This is a genomic window from Paenibacillus mobilis, from assembly GCF_058267595.1.
On sequence record NZ_JBZCMS010000008.1, the window covers coordinates 24,205 to 41,494 of the forward strand.

Sequence of the window (17,290 nt, forward strand, 5' to 3'; positions counted from 1 at the left end):
ATCCGCCGAGGGCGTCTTTTTCTCGTTCTTTTTTACAACAGCGATTTAAAAAAGCTTTCCCACTCTAGCTTGCAGGTATTCCAGGACCACTGCTGAAGGACCGTTTCCCTGACATTGCGGCCCAGCTTCCGGCACTGCTCCGGATCCGCCATTAATTTCATGACTTCTTTGCGGATCGCATTTGCTGTCCGGGGAATGATGATCCCGTTGCCATTGTTCCGGATCAGTTCGGGTACAACCCCCACCTGGGTAGAAAGGATAGGCACGCCGCAGGCGGCCGCCTCCAATACCGGAAAAGGAATGCTTTCCGTCCGGCTTGAACAGATCAGGCAGTCGAGCCGCTGATAGAAAGCGATCATTTGATCGCGGGGCACGTATTGCTCCTTAAAGGTACGGATATCGAGCTCGACCTTTAAACCTTTTAAGGCGGACCGAACCAGGTCATATCCTTTCAATTCACGGCGGGCAGGAATATCGATTCTTCCTACCCAGCCGACCTTGAAGGTTTGATTGCGGCTACGGGCAGCCGGTTTGAAAACGGCAGTATCGATTCCTACTCTTGTTCTGCGCAGGGGGAAATAGGGTCCGCATAATCGTACGATTTCATCCGAATACGTATTTACTCCCCGTAACTTCCGGATAAACTGCAAAAAACCGGACGGGAATCTCCCGTCGGCCAGATAGGACTCATAGGGAACGAGTGAGGTGATGCCGGTCGCCATTTTCTCCAGGGGGATTCCGGCTTTATATAGTCTCTGTGCAATTGAGACCGTCATGGGGTAGATCAGGTCGTACCTGGTTTGAGCAGCGGCCGTTACACGGGAATAATAGTCCGTTTCCAACCGGATTCCGTTTAAGTCCAACGCGGACAAATCTTTGGCGATATGGTCAAAGGCCCAGCCGGGATAGTCGGCGACCATTAGAATTTTCACATTTATCGCATCCTTTCCTAGCTATGAAGATCTGTAAGTCTTCTCTTCATAATTTATGAAAACTACCATGAACTTGAATGGGTAAAGAGTAAATTATTCCTCTTAGGAAGTGCTATAGCCGTTCCTCTCTTTATGCAGATACATATGCTGTATTAATTGATTTGGTAAATTCTTCTACATTGTGATAGGGATAAGGGAGGATCCGCGGTGCGCATTCTTGTAACCGGCTGTGCCGGGTTCATAGGATTTCACGTAACCAAGCGGCTGCTGGAGGAAGGGCATGCGGTCGCCGGTTTTGATAATTTAAACGCCTACTATTCGGTTGAGCTTAAGAGAAATAGATTAAAAAGGCTGGAGCATCCAAACTTCCAGTTCGCACAAGGCAATTTGGAAGACCAAGAGAGCTTTAAAAAGCTGTTCGAACGATTTCGTCCGGAGACCGTTATCCATTTGGCAGCTCAGGCAGGGGTAAGGTACAGTCTCGACCATCCTCAAGCCTATATTCAATCCAATGTTGCCGGATTCATGAATGTGCTGGAGAACTGCCGTCAGCAGGGAACCGGACATCTTATCTATGCTTCAACAAGTTCGGTTTACGGTCTTAACCGTTCGCTGCCCTTTTCCGCGCAGCAATCTGCGGAGCATCCGGTCAGTTTATATGCGGCAACCAAAAAGTCCAACGAACTTATGGCTCATGCTTACAGCCACTTGTTCGGATTACCAACAACGGGACTGCGGTTCTTTACGGTTTACGGGCCTTGGGGAAGACCGGATATGGCGTTATTCCGCTTTACCAAAGCCATATTGGAAGGACAGCCGATTCAATTGTTTAACTACGGCAGGATGAAAAGGGATTTTACCTATATCGACGACATTGTGGAAAGCATCGTGCGGCTGATTCCGCTTCCGCCCCAGCCGGACTCCCATTGGAACGGGGATATGCCGACGCCGGGAGCCAGCTCCGCCCCTTATAAAGTCTACAATATCGGCAACCACAATCCCGTCCCTCTGATGGATTTCATTACGGCGCTGGAAAAAAGACTGGGCCTAACCGCCGAAAAAGAATGGCTTCCCCTTCAGCCGGGAGACGTAACGGAGACTTACGCGGATGTAACGGAGCTGTTCAAGGTGACAGGGTTCAAACCGCAGACATCCATTCAGGAAGGGATAGACAGGTTCGTGGATTGGTATTTCGATTATTACGGTAAAGCTTAGAACGGAGGAATGGAATTGCGAATTTTGTATGTGGCACCGAGTTCCAGGGAAGGAGGTTTGCAAACGACCCTGCGAAACCGGATCCGGGCCCTTCGTGCTCAAGGGGTTCAGTCCGAGGTCATTTTTTTGGAGAAAAGCGAAGGAGAATACATTTTTAAGGATATCGTCCATTATCATGTGAAAAGTCCGGGCGAATTTCAGAAACGGGTGATGAACGGCCAATATGACGTGATCTCCTTTATTTATTCGCTTCATTACCTTTCTTGCGTACCCAAAACTTACCCGGGCAAGGTGCTTTACGAGGTTAGGGGCTGGAACCGTGAAATCGCCGCCACCCTAAAATCGATGGGCCGGCACAGAAAGGTTCATGCCGTCATGTGTATTGCCAAATATCTTAAGCCGCTCGTCATGGCCCAATTAATCGCAAACGTTCCGGTTTTTGTAGATGGAAATGCGGTTGATCCCATGTTTCATCTGATTTCGCAAGGGGAGCGCAAATGGAAGGAGGGCCCTCGTCCGGCAGCGGGGCGCAAGGTGGTTGCTTTTGCAGCCCGAATGGAACGCAGCAAAAACTGGTTTGAATTCGTGCGGATTTGCGGGCAGCTGAATAAGCTGGATAAAATTGAGCCTTGGCTGATCTGCAATCCCACCAACCGGGAAGAGCTGTCAAAGGTCCAGTATGTGTGCGAGAGAAACGGACTTAAGGACATTAGCCGGTTTATGTATAACGTCCCCAATCACTATATGCCCGAGGTTTATTCGGAAATTAGTCGCTCCGGAGGCATTATCCTGTCGCCGTCTCTGCGCGAGGGGCTTGGCAATCACGTTCTGGAGCCGCTGGCCGTCGGCGTTCCGATCATCAGCGCAGACGTGCCTGGGAAAAATGAAATCATTACGCACGGAGTAAACGGGCTGTTATACCCGCCCGGTCAAATTGGAGCAGCCGTACAATACGCAGCCAGAGCCATGGGCGAGGAGAAACTGAGAAACGCTTTGATAACCAATGGATTAAACTCGATCCGGGAGGAATACAGTCCATCCGTTTATGCCAAACGGTATTTGGGCCTATTAGCCCGTATATGAAGAAAGCATACTAATGACCCCTCTCCCAATAAGGAAGAGGGGTCCGCTTATCCGTAAGTCCCTTACGGAGTCGGCGTTCCGCCGTTGGCATTCAGCGTTTCGCCGCTTACATAACTGGATTCCGGGCTGGCCAGGAACACATAGGCAGGGGCCATCTCGACGGGCTGCCCCGGACGGCCGAGCGGCGTCTGGCTGCCGAATTCCTTCAGCACCTCCTTCGGCTGGCCGCCAGTGATCTGCAGCGGGGTCCAAACCGGGCCCGGAGCAACGGCGTTGACGCGGATCCCTTTGCTGGCCACCTGCTGGGCCAAAGCTTTGGTAAACGTATTGATCGCCGACTTCGTTGAAGCGTAATCCAGCAGGATCGGCGACGGTTTATAAGCCTGGATGGAAGTCGTATTGATAATGCTGCTCCCCGGCTTCATTTGTTTGAGAGCGGCTTTGCATAGCCAGAAGAGCGAGTACACATTGGTTTTAAAAGTTTCGTCAAACTGTTCATCCGTCAGATCGGCGATATCCTTCACGAACTGCTGCTTGCCCGCAACATTGGCGAGAATATCCAAGCCGCCGAATTCTTGTACCGCTGTGGAGACCAGTTTTTCACAATACGTTTTGTCCTTCAAATCCCCGGGCACAGCTACCGCCTTCCGTCCGGCTTCCTGTATGAGCTCTACGACCTGCTTGGCATCTTCTTCTTCCTCAGGCAAATAGGAGAGGAGAACGTCTGCGCCTTCGCGGGCAAAAGCAATCGCTACGGCACGCCCGATGCCGCTGTCCGCACCGGTTACAATCGCTTTGCGGCCGGTCAGGCGGCCGGTGCCGCGATAGGTTTTTTCACCCGAGTCAGGAACAGGTCTCATTTCCTTCTGCAAGCCGGGCGGCTGCTGTTGCTGTTCGAATTCCGGTCCAGCCTTCGGATATTGCGTAGTCGGGTCCTGCAGATTGTAGAAATCAGCCATGATGGTGCCTCCTTTGGAAATAGGTTGTTTTCAACTGGGGTTATAAACAAACTACCTGTAGCTTGCTCGCGTAAACCCACAAGTATGTAACCGTGGGGAAGTCTGTTTAAACATAAGGTGCGTATGTGTGTATTCCTTCACTGAACGACTGCGGACAACGGAGGTATAATGGGATTCGGCCTAGTCGCCTAAGATTTAGGCAATTAAAAAGTAAGAATTTTCTCTGGAAAATGTGATCTTTTTAACAGTTCAAGTGAAAAAAATCACAAATAATAGAGATATAGATTTTCGGGAGAGAGGAGTGACGGTCATGCCGTCATTACAGCGTGAAGAAACCGGTCTGGTGCTCAGGAGAACGGTGATTATCGCGATTTTTGCCGCGGTAGCCGTTGTGCTCAGCTTGCTGGAGACGTTGGTGCCTATAAACGTTTCAGTTCCGGGGGCCAAACTGGGGCTGGCCAATATTATGGTGCTGACCTGCCTTTATTTTATGCGCGGAAGAGACGCTTTTGTTGTCGTTGTTCTGAAAATCCTGCTTACCGCCTTCATCTTCGGGACGTTTTCCAGCTTTTTATTCAGTTTTCTCGGCGCTTTATTCAGCTTTGGCGTGATGTGGATGCTGCTTAAGATCGGCAGAGGCAAGCTCAGCCTGATCGGCATCAGCGTGGCGGGGGGAATCGCCCATAACTTCGGGCAGCTGGCGGCGGCAGCCATCGTGATTCACTCCTCGGTTGTGTTTTATTACCTGCCGATGCTGGTACTGCTTGGACTCGGCACGGGCATCGTGGTGGGAATCGCGGTCAGGGTGCTGGTGCCGGCCCTGGCCAAGCTGTCTTTATTTGAAGGTTTTCTGGGAGTGAATGCGTGATGGAGACCGGCCAAACAAGCAATACAAGCAACGAAGGCGATGAAAGCGAGAGAGAGAAGGGAGCGGACCGTATTCCCGGCTTTTCATCCGGGCCTGTCCTGCGGTTTGAGCATTTAACTTTTGCTTATGGAAAAAGAAAAGAACCCGCCGTTCTGCAAAACGCCTCCGCCACTATACAGGCGGGGAGCTGGATTAGCCTGGTCGGTCCGAACGGCTGCGGGAAATCGACCTTGGCCAAACTGCTGGGCGGCCTTCTGAGGCCGCAAGCCGGACGGATCTGGATCGAAGAGGAAGAATTGACGCCTCTTTCGGCTTACCGGCTGCGGCGCAGAATCGGCATGGTGTTCCAGAATCCGGAGAACCAGTTTATCGGGGCTACGGTTGAGGAGGACATCGCCTTCGGGCTGGAAGGCCAATGCCTGCCGCGCTGCGAAATGCGCAGCCGGGTGAACGGCTACGCCCGGAAGCTGGGGATAGAGCAGCTGCTGCACAAACATCCGGGCGAGCTGTCCGGCGGGCAGAAGCAGCGCGTGGCGGTCGCTTCGGTGCTGGCTATGCAGCCGAAGGTGGTCATTTTTGACGAAGCCTCCTCCATGCTGGATGAGAAATCCCGCCGCGAGCTGCTAGAGGTGCTGAAAGAGTTGAAGGAAACCGGAGGCTACACGCTGATCTCCATCACTCATGATGCGGATGAGGTGCTGCAGAGCGATCGGGTGCTGGTGCTAGAAGAGGGCGGAATCCGCGAGGATTTGCAGCCTGAGGAGCTTTTTGCGAGAAAAGACCTGCTTGCGTCCTGCCGGCTGTCGCTTCCGTTCCGGATTCAGATGCAGCAGGCGCTTGCCGATTATGGAATCCGGCTTTCGGGAAGCATGAAGGGCGGATCGCTGGAGGAGATCATATGCCCGTTATTTTCGAAAACATAAGTTACGCTTATGACGACAGGACTTTGTTCCGGCACCAGGCGCTTTCCGGCGTGAGCCTGCGGATCGAGGACGGAAGTTTCACGGCGATCGCAGGTCCGACCGGCTGCGGCAAATCGACGCTGCTGCAAATGTTTGGCGGCCTGCTGGAGCCGTCTGAAGGCAAGGTCACGGTGTTTGACACCGTGCTCCAGGCCGGAGTGAAAACGCCGAAGCTGAAGGAAATGAGGCGCCGGGTCGGGCTGGTCTTCCAGTTTCCCGAGCATCAGCTGTTTGAGGAAACGGTGGAAAAAGATTTGTGCTTCGCCCCCTTAAACTTCGGGCTGCCGGTGGACGAAGCCAAACGGCGAGCCGCTGCGGCGCTGCGGCAGATCGGGCTCCCGGATGAGCTGCTTGCGCGGAGCCCCTTTGAATTAAGCGGCGGCCAGATGCGCAAGGCGGCTATCGCCTCGGTGCTGGCGATGGAGCCGGACATCCTGGTGCTGGATGAACCGGGCGCTTCGCTGGATCCGGCCAGCCGGGCGGAGCTGGTAGAGCTGCTGCTCCGGCTGTGCCGCGAGCAGGGTACAACGGTGGTTGTGGTCACCCACCGGATTGACGAACTGCTGCCTTACGCGGACCGCTGGATCCTGATGAAGGAAGGAAGCTGTCTGTTCCAGGGGACGGCCGGGGAAATGGCCGGGCAGCTGCCCGAACTGGAAGCAGCCGGCCTTACGCTTCCAGAATGTATGCACTGGTGGCATCAGCTTGCCGCACATTTTGATCTGCAAAAGGAAAAGCCGGTCTTCACCGCGTCCGCATTGGCGGCGCTCACGGCGAGGCTGCTGGGAGCCGGCAGTAATCCTTTAGAGCCGGAACGCTCCCTCGTGGCGGCCGTCAAATCATGGGGAGGTGCGGCAGGATGAGAAGCAAGCTGCTGATCGGACGGACAATCGATACCGGCTCCTGGATACACGGCCTGGACCCCCGGGCCAAGCTGACCGCAATGCTGCTGTATGCGGCGGCGATCATTCTGCTGCGTTCCTGGCCGGCCTTGCTGCTTGCCGCGTTTTTTTCGCTGCTGCTGATGGCGGCAACCCGGATTCCTTATAAATATTACGCCAAGGCGGCCAAACCGCTGAGACTGCTCATGTTATTCATTTTTGTTTTGCAGGTTTTGACCGTCACGAAGGGCAAAGTGCTGCTGCAGGCCGGACCGCTTTCGGTTTCCGGGGGAGGGCTGAGCGCGGGCGGCCTCGCGGTGCTGCGGATGGCGCTGTTTATTTCTTTTACCGCGCTGCTGACCTTCACTACGACGCCCGGCAGGCTGAACCAGGGTTTGGGCGGCCTGTTAAAGCCGTTCGCCCGGCTAAAAATGCCGGTCCACCGTCTGACGCTGATGGCCGGACTGGCGCTGCGCTTCATCCCGACGATTCTGGAGGAGAGCCAGAAGATTCTGAAAGCCCAAGCGGCCCGAGGGGCGGATTTGCGGGAGCTGCCGCTCAGCGGGAAAGGCAAAATGCTGATTTCGCTGCTTGTCCCGGTAACCGTCGGAGCATTCAGGCGGGCGGAGGAGCTGGTGACCTCGATGGAAGCCCGAGGTTTTGCCGTGGATGCCCCTAGGACGGAATATTATGAACCTTCGTGGGGCGTAAAGGAAATAGCTTTTGTCGCGCTGCACGTTCTGCTGCTGGCTGCCGTACTGCTGCTTTAGGAAATTGGGAGAAACCGAAAAAAGATGACAAGAGATGTGGGGGAGATTGGAATGGCAAGATTTTTTAACGGCAGGGAAGTAGAACTCCTTGCTCCGGTAGGCACCTTTGAAATATTCAAGCAGGTCATTAAAGAAGGCTGCGACGCCGTTTATTTCGGCGGACCGTCTTTGAATATGCGGCTGATGCGGAAGGGTTACAATTTCACGCTGGAGGAAATGGCGGAAGCCATTCAAATCGCCCATTCCCTTGGCAAAAAGGTTTTTGTCACCGTCAACAATATGCTGAACGAACAGGAGATGCAGGAGACCGCCGATTATCTGAAGTATTTGGATAAAATCGGACCCGATGCCCTGATTGTGCAGGATTTTGCCGTGTTGTCTCTGATTCGCAAGCTGGGGCTCAAGCTGAAAGTCCATTCCTCGGTCATGATGAACGCCCACAATATCGAAATGGTGCTTGCGCTGAAAGAGCTGGGCGTAACCCGCGTCGTTGCCTCCAGGGAAATGGACCTGCATACGACCCGGGAGCTGCTGCTGGCTACGGATATGGAGCTTGAATATTTCATCCACGGCGATATGTGCAGCGTGCACGGGGCGAACTGCTATTTCAGCTCGGCCGTCTTCGGCAACAGCTCCAACCGGGGACGCTGCCTGAAGCCATGCCGGTGGGAGTACCGCGTGAAAAAGGACGGCAACGTGTATCCGACCGAATACCCGCTGGCGGCCAAAGATATGTTTATGTACGAGCATATTCCCGAATTGATCCAAGGGGGAATCACCTCCTTTAAAATCGAAGGCCGGATGCGGGATGCCGAATTTGTGCAAATGCTCGTCCGCAGCTACAGTGATGCGATCGACCGCTATCTTGACGATCCTGTCGGATTCGAGCGCAGCGTAGACACGCCGTCCTTGTTCGAGCACCGCAAACGGGACTTCTCTACGGCTTATGCCTTCGGGCGCCCGGGCCTGGATTTCATCAACCGGCGGTATGAGGGAACCGGGAAATTTTACAGCACGGGCAAGGTGTTCAGCACGCCAACGGCCGAACGCGAGCTGGAGGAGGAGCGGATCGGGCAGATTCGCAGCCGTCTGGAGGAGAAGCGGGAGAAAACAGGCGGGCTGCAGGGCGAACTGTCCGTGCATGTGAACAACATGGAGCAGGCTAAAGCCGCTTTGGCGGCCGGCGCCGATCATGTCTACCTGTCCGGCGATGTGTTTGAGCCTGACCGTCCTTTTACGAAAGCACAGATCAAGGAACTGGGAGCGCTGAAAGGCGCAGCCAAGCTGTACCTGGGTCTGCCCCGCATGATGCGGGAGCTGCATTTTGCCCAATATGACGCTTTGCTGAGAGGGGAACGGCTGCCGATCGACGGCATCCTGGTAACGAATATCGGGGCTATCCGCCGCTTTGGATCCGCAGGATATCCGATGGTCGGGGATTACAACCTCAACATTCTGAATCAGACGTCTGGCGACTTTTACCGGGAAAAAGGGCTGGAGCGCTTTACTTTGTCCATGGAAGCCCCGCTTGAGGAATTGGCAGAGCTGCTTCGCAGCAGCCGCGGCCCGATTGAAGCCATTGTACACGGCTCTCCGGCGCTGATGTACATGGAACATGATCTGTATGAAAATGCCGAGGTCTTCCAGCCGATGGCTCAGGAAGATAATGAATACGTGCCAAACGATGTGCTCGTGCTGATGACGGATAAAGGGGAAAATCCCGTATACCGCGACGCGCACGGCCGCTGTCATCTGATGATGGCGAAGGAGTTGTGCCTGCTTCTGGCCGTGAAAGAGCTGCTGGAAGCCGGGTTAACCCACTTCCGGATTGAGGGGGCAGCTTACCGAAATATCGGGCATCTGACCGAGGTGGTTGCCGCTTACCGGCGTGCGCTGGATCGTCCGGATACCGCAGGCGAAGAGTTTGCGGCGCTTAAGCCGATCTATGCGGGATATACCGCGGGAGCGCTGCATTTTAACGGTACGGCCAGAGGAGCAGAAGCAAGAACGGAGGTGCTGGCATGAGCGCATTTATCGGACCTGAAGCGATCGTCAAGAAGAGACAAGAGTATTTCTATCCCTGCACGAGTCATTTCTACCGCAAGCCGCCGCAGCTGGTCAGAGGTTCGATGCAGTATTTGTACGGCCATGACGGCGTCCGTTATACGGATTTCTACGCCGGGGTTTCGGTCGCGTCCTGCGGCCACTGCAACCCTTACGTTGCAGCCAGAACGGCGGCTCAGCTGCGCGAGCTGCAGCATACGTGCACGATTTATTTGACCGAGCAAAATGTTGAGCTCGCCGAGCGGCTGGCGGCCGTCCTGCCAGGGGACATCAGCCGCAGCTTTTTCTGCAACAGCGGCTCGGAGGCCAACGAAGGAGCGCTGCTGCTGGCCCGGATGCACACGGGCCGCCGGAAATTCATTGCGCTCGAGAACGGCCTGCACGGCCGGACGTACCTGACGATGAGCGTAACGGGTCTGGCCATGTGGCGGACGGATCCGGAGCTGGCGAAGGATCAGGACGTGGCTTTTATCCCTCGCCCGTTTGAGCAGGGCGGGGATGCCGAGGCAGCGGCGCGGCGTTCGCTGGCGGCGCTTGCGGCGCTGCTTGCGGAGCGGGGCGGCGAGTTCGCCGCCATGATCGCGGAGCCGATCCAGGGCAACGGCGGCATCGTGGTGCCGCCGGCGTGGTATTTCCCCGAGGTGAAACGTCTGCTCGGGCAGCACGGCGTGCTGCTGATCGCGGACGAAATCCAGACGGGGTTCGGCCGGACCGGCCGCATGTTTGCGATGGACCGCTGGAATGTCGCCAGCGACATTGTCACGGTCGCCAAAGGGCTGGGCAGCGGCATCCCGGTTGCGGCATTCTGCACGACCAGCGAAATTGCATCCAGCCTGAACCGACCGTCCGCGTCGACATTCGGCGGTAACCCCGTATCGTCGGCGACCGCCATCGCGGTGCTGGACTTTATCGAAGGCCACCGGCTGGTGCCGCGTTCGGAGGAGCTTGGCGCACAGCTGCGCGAAGGGCTCGAACGCCTGGCGGCCGAGTTTCCGGAGATCATTACGGGTGTGCGCGGCGAAGGCCTGATGATGGGGCTCGGCATCGCTGAAGACCGGCCGGAGCTGGGAGCCCGGCTGACGGACGATCTGCTGGAGGGCATGAAAAACCAAGGTTATCTCATTGGCAAAAACGGCGTGGACCGCAACGTGCTGGCCTTCCAGCCGCCGCTTGTGATTTCGGCTGCGGACATTGCGGGCATGCTGGCCGCGCTGGCTGCGGAGCTTGCAGCTCTTGAGCCGCAAGGAGAGGGAGCGGGAGCGCAGGAAGCTGCTGCCGGCGGCGAATCCGTGCCATCCCCTACCTCTGCAGCTCCAGCCAATCAAGAAGGGCGGTGACGGCATGTCGACCCTGTCGCTTGTCTACCGCAAGGCAAAGCTGTTCGGCGAGCTGGTGATGTTTTCCCATACGTTGTTCTCCCTGCCGTTTGCGGTGATCTCCATGGTATGGGCGGCCCACGGCATCCCGTCCGGTCGGACGATGCTCTGGGGGCTCGTTGCGCTGGTGGCGGCCCGGAACGGGGCCAACGCCTTCAACCGGGTCGCGGATCAAACCTTCGACGCCATGAACCCGCGCACCGCCGAACGCCATATGCCGCGAAAGCAGCTGCGTTCGAAAGAAGTGCTGATTTTTGTCGCCGTCAATTATGCGATTTTTATCGGCGCATCCGCCATGCTGAACATACTTTGCCTGGCGCTTTCGCCCGTGGCTATCTTTCTGATTTCGACGTATTCCTATACGAAACGTTTTACCTATCTTAGCCATCTGTATCTGGGTTTTGTCATTGCCTCCGCTCCTATCGGCGCCTGGTTCGCTGTCACCGGCCATTTTGCTTTTACGCCGTTTGTGCTCGGCACCGTGGTGATGCTTTGGATCGCAGGTTTTGATGTCATCTACGGCACTCAGGACATCGAATTTGACCGTTCGATCGGCTTGTGGTCGATTCCAAGCTATTTCGGATTAACCAATGCGCTTTGGATGGCTAAAGGGATGCACGCCGTCATGATCTTCCTGCTGCTGTTCCTCTATGTCTGGCAGGGGCTTGGCTGGCTCTACCTGATCGGTATCGCGATAGCCGTGCTGCTCCTCCTGACGGAGCATAACCTTATTAAACCTACCAATCCTAAGCTGATGAAAATCGCTTCTTATAACCTGAACCAGGTCATCAGCATGACGATTCTGGCTTTCACCCTGGCGGATTATTTTGTTTCGTAGAGAGAACGAAAATGGGAAAAGTCGGCAGGCAGGGAACGTTTTCCAGCCTTCCGGCTTTTATTTTTTTCCTTTCAAAGTGGGAGCCTATTCATCTGCCAAGTCCGCAGCATGGGGAATGACCAACTCATTGCGCTTGAGCCTGGCTCAAATAAACATCAGGGTTGCCGGGCTGCACGTTGGGTACATGGACACGGACATGTCCGCCAATATCCAAACCCCTAAACTGAATCCGGCCGACATTGCAAAAATCGCCGTTGACGGGATCGAAGCGAATCTTTACGAGATTCTGGCGGATGATATTAGCCGTCAAGTTCAGCAGGGGTTTGCCGGTGGAGTTGGGGCCTTGTATCCTAATTTGTCCAAATAAGTGAGCAGTCGTACACACTGTTATATAAAAAACAAAGCCGAAGCCCCGCATCCGCGGGAAGCTTCGGCTTTAGCTTTAGGCCGGGGCCCTGACCGGCCCCGGCCTCCTGCCGGGCTGCCGTCTCCGGCGTCCCCGGCAGCTTGCCGCCGCCGGCCCTTATCGGGTCCGGCAGCCAAAATAATCGAGCAGCGTGAACAGATCCCGCTGCGCCTCAAAGCCCTCCAGCCCGGCGGCAATCTGCCGGGCTTCCTCCAGCAGCCGGGCGCTGTACGCTTCGGCTTGCTCCAGACTGCCGCTGCTCCTGATCGCAGCGAGCACGCCTTCGACTTCGCCGTCCGTCGCATCCGGCCCGATCCGCCGGATGCGCGGCGCAAGCTCCGCATCGGCCAGGGCAAACAGCACCGGCAGCGTCACCTGGCCGCTGCGGAGGTCGCTGCCCGCCGGCTTGCCGAGCTGCTCCTCGGTGCCCGTGAAGTCCAGCAGGTCGTCACGGATCTGGAACGACAGCCCTAGCTTGTCTCCAAATTCGTACAGCTTGCCGGCCACGGCTTCGTCCGCGCCGGCCGCCAGCGCTCCGATCCTCAGGCAGGCGGCCATCAGAAGGGAGGTTTTATTGCGTGATTTCTCCAAATATTGATCCAGCGTCAGCTCATAGTCGTAAGCGTGCTGCAGCTGCTGATATTCACCCAGGCAAAGCTTGCTGGTAGCGAGGGAAGAGAGGTCAAACACGTAACGTTTGCGATCGGACGAATATTCGGCAATAAGCTCGACCACCCGGGCGGACATGTAGCTGCCGATGTGTACGGCCGGGTAGACGCCTGTTTCGGTATGGGTCGCCGGACGTCCGCGCCGGAGCGGGGAATCGTCCAGTATATCGTCATGAATAAGCGACGCCGCATGGATGAATTCGGCAGCTGCAGCCAGGCGCCATATTTTTTTCTTATCCGGAGCCGAGCCGAAACGGCTGCCCACAATGACCATCAGCGGGCGGAGCCGTTTGCCGCCTGAAGCGATCAGGGAGGCGATGGATTCGGCCAGCGCAGAGGACCGGGAGACGTCGGGATCATGTTTTACGATGTTAACAATCTCCCGGTCGATAGATGGCAGGTGAATTCGCAGGGCTTCATTAAGCTTCATTCCGATCCTCTCCTTTCAAATGGGGCAGGCCGCGGCGGGCCGCGCGCGGAACGTGCGCGGGCATGTTCAGACTAAATAGCTTCGGCGGCAAGAGGCCGTGCCGCTGCTTCTTTCAATGTTTTCTGGCTTTCGGCGCGGACAAAACGGGACAGTCCCTGCAAAAGCAGCTCATCCTGCGGAGCTCCTTCCGCCCGCTTGATCTGGATGATTTTAATGCAAGGCGCCAGGGCGGCGATCAAATCGAATTCCTCCCATTTCAGGGCCAGGTCCAGATATAAGCTGTATAAATAATCGCCGTCCAGCAGCCGCCGGGCAAGCCGGGAATCGGCTTTTGCGCATTCCTGATGGTATTGCATGGCGAGGGCCACTGCCAAATAGAGGGCGAGAATCCGCGCCGGGCGAAGGGGAGGCAGCGGGTTGGCCTCCAGAATCCGGACGGCATCGCTAAGCAGGCGCAAGGCCTCGGAGGCCTCTGGGGCAATGCCGGATTCCGGCGCCAACTGGGTTTGCAGGAGCCTTGAGGCATCCTGGATAAGATTGTTGTTCATCGTTAGTCGCTCCTTCCCTTCGCGGGACACGGTTGTTCCCGTCACGAACAAATGGCAACGTTTCACTATATAGTACGCTAATGAGGATCGCCGGGGTTCAGGATCATAAGCTCGCCCCGGCCTAAAAAGAAAAGGAGCCGTGTGGAGTTCCGCACGGCTCCGGCTATTTTTCACGAATGGCAGCCTGCCCGATTACTTCGATTGTCCAGCTGAAGCGGATTTGCTTCCGGAAGCCGGCAGAGCAGTTTTACGCAAGGCGCCGAGTTCTGGGCTTTCTTCAGTATAAAGATACCATTTTCGGACAAGCGGAATGCCTTTCCAGTGTTTCTTCAGCCATGGCAGCACGTAGTAGTCCAGACCGAACACGCTGCCGGACCCGCCGATCAGGGCGATGCCTGCGGCCAAGTACCACAGCATTTCCGTCGAAGCCATGCTGGAGGTCCAAATCATGACGCCCAGACCGACGGTAGCGATGGAGCTGAGAGCGGTGAACAGGCCAACGATCAGCAGAACGCCGATGGCTAGCTCCGCAAGCACCATGCAGAACTGGAACACGCTGGCGAGAGGGGTAAAGCTGCCGTCCGCATGGTAGAAGAAGATATCCATAAATCCGTTCACCATACTGGTGATAAAATGCGGAACCGGCATGGCTTCCACCGCTTCCTTGGCACTGCCTACGGCCGACGCGGCGCTTTGGGCGTCAACGGTAGTGGAGACGGCACCGGCGGCTTCGCTCGCCGCGGAGGTAGCGTCGGCCGCTTTGGAGGAAGCCGGGATCAGGAAAATGGAATTCGGATGATTCCAGACCTTGGGCAGCTTATCCAAACCTTCCGAAAGCCATTTGTAGCCGACGAACAGGCGCAGCGGCAGCAGCCAGAAGTTCGGGGAGCGTTTCGAGAAATGCCCGCCGACAAAACTTCTGCGGTTGTTCACATGGAAGAACTCATGCATCATGTAAGTCCAAACCTTGTTGAAGCCGGCTACGGTGAAGAGATAATACAGGTTGATCATATGTTTGAAGAACATGGCCAGGAAACCGCTGACCTGGAACATTTTGTTCGGCATCCCTACATTGGCTACGCCGTAACGGCTGCCGATGCTGACCATGGTGCCGTGGAAGCCCGGTTTGTAGGATTTTTTCGGGGTTCCCATAATTTCGGCGTGAATGTTATGGGCAATAACCGGACCGGCCTGCTCGGCGTTTTCAACCATTTGAGGCACGGGGCGGGTTTCGCCTTCCGGAATGAAGAAAATGTTGTCGCCGACGATATAAACGTTGTCGTGATCGACGCTTTGCAGCTTGTCGTTGGTCACGATCCGTTTGCGGCCCTGCTGCTGCACATCCAAATTGCCGACCAGGTCGGAGCCTTCAACGCCGGCGGTCCAGACGATCGTGTCGGCTTCCAGCTCTTGTTCGCCCAGCACGACGCTGCCTTGGTTTACGCCGGTAATTTTGGCGCTGGTGATGATCTCAACGCCGCGTTTCTCCAGATACCTGGCCGATTTCTCGATCAGTTTATCCGGCAGAATCGGCAAAATTTTCGGGGCCATATCGGCTACGACCAGACGGACATCCGCACGGTCGAAGTTGTATTCTCTGCAAAGCTCATCGCGGTATTCGGACAGCTCGCCGATCAGCTCGATACCCGTGAAACCTGCGCCTACAACAACAAAGCTGAGCATTTTACGGCGTTTGGCCGCGTCTGTTTCCTTGGAAGCCAGGCCAAACATCGCGCGGACCTGCTCTTTCAGCCGGATGGCGTCTTCATAGGACCAAAGCGTCAAAGCATTTTCTTCCGCGCCCGGAATGCCGAAGAAGCTTGGCTTGCAACCGGTGCCGATAACGAGATAATCGTAATCGTAGGTTGCTTCGGCAGAGCGCAATTGATTGGCCTTAAAGTCGATGGAGTCGATGCTGTCAAGCACGACGTCCACATTGCGGCCTTCAAACATTTTTTTCAGTTCGATCCGGATGGCATCTTCCGGCGTACGGTTTGCGGCAACCTCGTGCAGCTCGGTAAGAAGCGTGTGATACGGGTTGCGGTCAATCAGCTGAATTTGTACGTCGCTGTTTTTCTTGAACTTTTTGGCCAGGTGCTTGCCAGTCACGACACCGCCGTAGCCGCCGCCAAGAATTACGATTTTCTTCATTATACTCACCTTTTCTATTTTAGCTGGTCTCTCCATCAATCCGGTCAGTCCGGGTCATGCTTATTTGGCTTGTTCGAGCAGCTTGGCAGCCATGTCGAAGTAATCCTTCAGGTGGATCGATGCGCCGGAGATGGCGTCGGTCGTTCCGTCCGCTTTGAAGGTGACGGCTGCCGGATCCTGTTTTTCCACCAGGAAAGCTTCGGCTTTCTCGGCTTCTTCATGCCACTCGGCGGAAGCCCCGCCAGCTTTCATGCCATACTTGCCGGCAATGGAATAGGCTTTTTTGTCTTCGCCTTTTGCATTTACGCCGCTGAAGTTGGCATGAATGATGTTGCCTGCCGCGATCACGAGATCGGTGGTATCTTTCCAGCCGGTTTCAGGATCAAAGCTGTCGCCTTCGGCATGATAGGTGCCGTCTTTGTAAGGACCGACCTGGACAGGGCCGGCGCTGAACGCTTTTTCAGCGAGATTGACCAGATCGCCGACATGAATGGAAACGCCGGAAATGGCATCCGTGGTTCCATCGTCTTTTACCGGTATGGCTTTAGGATCCTGTTTATCCAGCAGGTATTGCGAAGCTTTCTCGGCTTCTTCGTGCCATTCGGCGGAAGCGCCGCCGGCTTTCATGCCGTATTTGCCTTCCTTGGAGTAGGTCACCTTGTCCGGGCCGATATCTTTGTTTATGCCGTTCCAGTTAACCTCTGTAATTTTGCCTCCGGCTACGTTCATGACCAGGTAGAGCTGCCAGCCGGTTTTGGCGTCCGGTTCCCCGATAGCGTAATAGGTCCCGTCCTGGTATTGGCCCTGATCTGTGCTGGCACCGGCATTTGAGCTGCCCCCGGCGTTCTGGGAAGCATCGGCGGAAGCGGAAGGAGCCGCGCTGTTGCCTGAAGCGGCCGTATTGCCGTTGCTGTCGCCGCAGCCTGCGAGCAGGCCGATCAGCAGGGCGCTGCTGATGACAACGGATGTTTTTTTCATGTTCATAAGTCTTGACCTCCAACATTTGAAAATAAAAGGCTGATGCGGATCATTCAGCCTGTGGAGGCCGTATAATCCGGTATTCTGATGAAAAAAGGCGCAGCCTTTTCTACTTGTTCGATGGAATCTTAGCATATCAAATTGCAATAAATATGTGAAAT

16 protein-coding genes are annotated in these 17,290 nt (G+C 55.7%); 10 read left to right on the top strand and 6 right to left on the bottom strand.

Annotation, left to right across the window (positions count from 1 at the left end; genetic code table 11):
- Positions 1 to 32: 32 nt before the first annotated feature.
- A complete protein-coding gene (locus AC3ZPD_RS15555) occupies positions 33 to 932 on the bottom strand; it encodes a glycosyltransferase family 4 protein (protein WP_490985201.1) in 900 nt (299 codons plus the stop codon).
- A 207-nt stretch (positions 933 to 1,139) separates the two neighbouring features.
- On the opposite strand from AC3ZPD_RS15555, the gene AC3ZPD_RS15560 reads away from it, so the two are divergent.
- Both AC3ZPD_RS15560 and AC3ZPD_RS15565 read left to right on the top strand, forming a co-directional pair.
- On the top strand, positions 1,140 to 2,147 hold the full coding sequence (locus AC3ZPD_RS15560; protein WP_490985202.1) for an NAD-dependent epimerase: 1,008 nt from the start codon (positions 1,140 to 1,142) through the stop codon (positions 2,145 to 2,147).
- A gap of 15 nt (positions 2,148 to 2,162) precedes the next feature.
- A complete protein-coding gene (locus AC3ZPD_RS15565) occupies positions 2,163 to 3,230 on the top strand; it encodes a glycosyltransferase family 4 protein (protein ID WP_490985203.1) in 1,068 nt (355 codons plus the stop codon).
- A 62-nt stretch (positions 3,231 to 3,292) separates the two neighbouring features.
- Here AC3ZPD_RS15565 and AC3ZPD_RS15570 read toward each other — a convergent pair whose 3' ends face one another.
- Positions 3,293 to 4,189 carry an SDR family oxidoreductase gene (locus tag AC3ZPD_RS15570; RefSeq protein ID WP_490985204.1) on the bottom strand — a complete coding sequence of 299 codons (897 nt, stop codon included), beginning with the start codon at positions 4,187 to 4,189 and terminating at the stop codon, positions 3,293 to 3,295.
- Positions 4,190 to 4,499: 310 nt separating this feature from the next.
- Between AC3ZPD_RS15570 and AC3ZPD_RS15575 the strand changes: the two genes are divergently transcribed.
- From AC3ZPD_RS15575 to AC3ZPD_RS15610, 8 genes are all read left to right on the top strand, one after another.
- Complete coding sequence (locus AC3ZPD_RS15575; RefSeq protein ID WP_490985205.1) at positions 4,500 to 5,057, top strand: Gx transporter family protein; 558 nt, start codon at positions 4,500 to 4,502, stop codon at positions 5,055 to 5,057.
- A complete protein-coding gene (locus AC3ZPD_RS15580; RefSeq protein WP_490985206.1) occupies positions 5,057 to 5,980 on the top strand; it encodes an energy-coupling factor transporter ATPase in 924 nt (307 codons plus the stop codon). The genes AC3ZPD_RS15575 and AC3ZPD_RS15580 overlap by 1 nt, the downstream gene beginning before the upstream one ends.
- Complete coding sequence (locus AC3ZPD_RS15585; protein WP_490985207.1) at positions 5,956 to 6,882, top strand: ATP-binding cassette domain-containing protein; 927 nt, start codon at positions 5,956 to 5,958, stop codon at positions 6,880 to 6,882. Before AC3ZPD_RS15580 ends, AC3ZPD_RS15585 begins: the two co-directional genes overlap by 25 nt.
- Positions 6,879 to 7,670 carry an energy-coupling factor transporter transmembrane component T family protein gene (locus AC3ZPD_RS15590; protein WP_490985208.1) on the top strand — a complete coding sequence of 264 codons (792 nt, stop codon included), beginning with the start codon at positions 6,879 to 6,881 and terminating at the stop codon, positions 7,668 to 7,670. Before AC3ZPD_RS15585 ends, AC3ZPD_RS15590 begins: the two co-directional genes overlap by 4 nt.
- Before the next feature lie 51 nt (positions 7,671 to 7,721).
- Positions 7,722 to 9,695 carry a peptidase U32 family protein gene (locus tag AC3ZPD_RS15595; RefSeq protein ID WP_490985209.1) on the top strand — a complete coding sequence of 658 codons (1,974 nt, stop codon included), beginning with the start codon at positions 7,722 to 7,724 and terminating at the stop codon, positions 9,693 to 9,695.
- Positions 9,692 to 11,071, top strand: a complete 1,380-nt coding sequence (locus AC3ZPD_RS15600; protein ID WP_490985210.1) for an aspartate aminotransferase family protein — start codon at positions 9,692 to 9,694, stop codon at positions 11,069 to 11,071. The genes AC3ZPD_RS15595 and AC3ZPD_RS15600 overlap by 4 nt, the downstream gene beginning before the upstream one ends.
- Before the next feature lie 4 nt (positions 11,072 to 11,075).
- On the top strand, positions 11,076 to 11,948 hold the full coding sequence (locus AC3ZPD_RS15605) for a UbiA-like polyprenyltransferase (protein WP_490985211.1): 873 nt from the start codon (positions 11,076 to 11,078) through the stop codon (positions 11,946 to 11,948).
- 76 nt (positions 11,949 to 12,024) lie between these two features.
- The gene (locus tag AC3ZPD_RS15610; RefSeq protein WP_490985361.1) at positions 12,025 to 12,315 is read left to right on the top strand and encodes an SDR family NAD(P)-dependent oxidoreductase; all 291 of its coding nucleotides are present in this window, start codon (positions 12,025 to 12,027) and stop codon (positions 12,313 to 12,315) included.
- 156 nt (positions 12,316 to 12,471) lie between these two features.
- Here the strand turns inward: AC3ZPD_RS15610 and AC3ZPD_RS15615 are convergent, their stop codons facing one another.
- The 4 genes from AC3ZPD_RS15615 to AC3ZPD_RS15630 all read right to left on the bottom strand — a co-directional run bounded on the left by AC3ZPD_RS15615 (position 12,472) and on the right by AC3ZPD_RS15630 (position 17,135).
- Positions 12,472 to 13,452, bottom strand: a complete 981-nt coding sequence (locus tag AC3ZPD_RS15615) for a polyprenyl synthetase family protein (protein ID WP_490985212.1) — start codon at positions 13,450 to 13,452, stop codon at positions 12,472 to 12,474.
- Positions 13,453 to 13,523: 71 nt separating this feature from the next.
- Positions 13,524 to 14,000, bottom strand: a complete 477-nt coding sequence (locus tag AC3ZPD_RS15620; RefSeq protein ID WP_490985213.1) for a hypothetical protein — start codon at positions 13,998 to 14,000, stop codon at positions 13,524 to 13,526.
- Positions 14,001 to 14,192: 192 nt separating this feature from the next.
- Positions 14,193 to 16,151 (bottom strand): FAD-dependent oxidoreductase, encoded by a 1,959-nt coding sequence (locus AC3ZPD_RS15625; protein ID WP_490985214.1) that lies wholly within the window; start codon positions 16,149 to 16,151, stop codon positions 14,193 to 14,195.
- A 60-nt stretch (positions 16,152 to 16,211) separates the two neighbouring features.
- Entirely contained in the window at positions 16,212 to 17,135 is a 924-nt protein-coding gene (locus AC3ZPD_RS15630; RefSeq protein ID WP_490985215.1) for an FMN-binding protein, read from the bottom strand.
- Positions 17,136 to 17,290 lie beyond the last annotated feature (155 nt).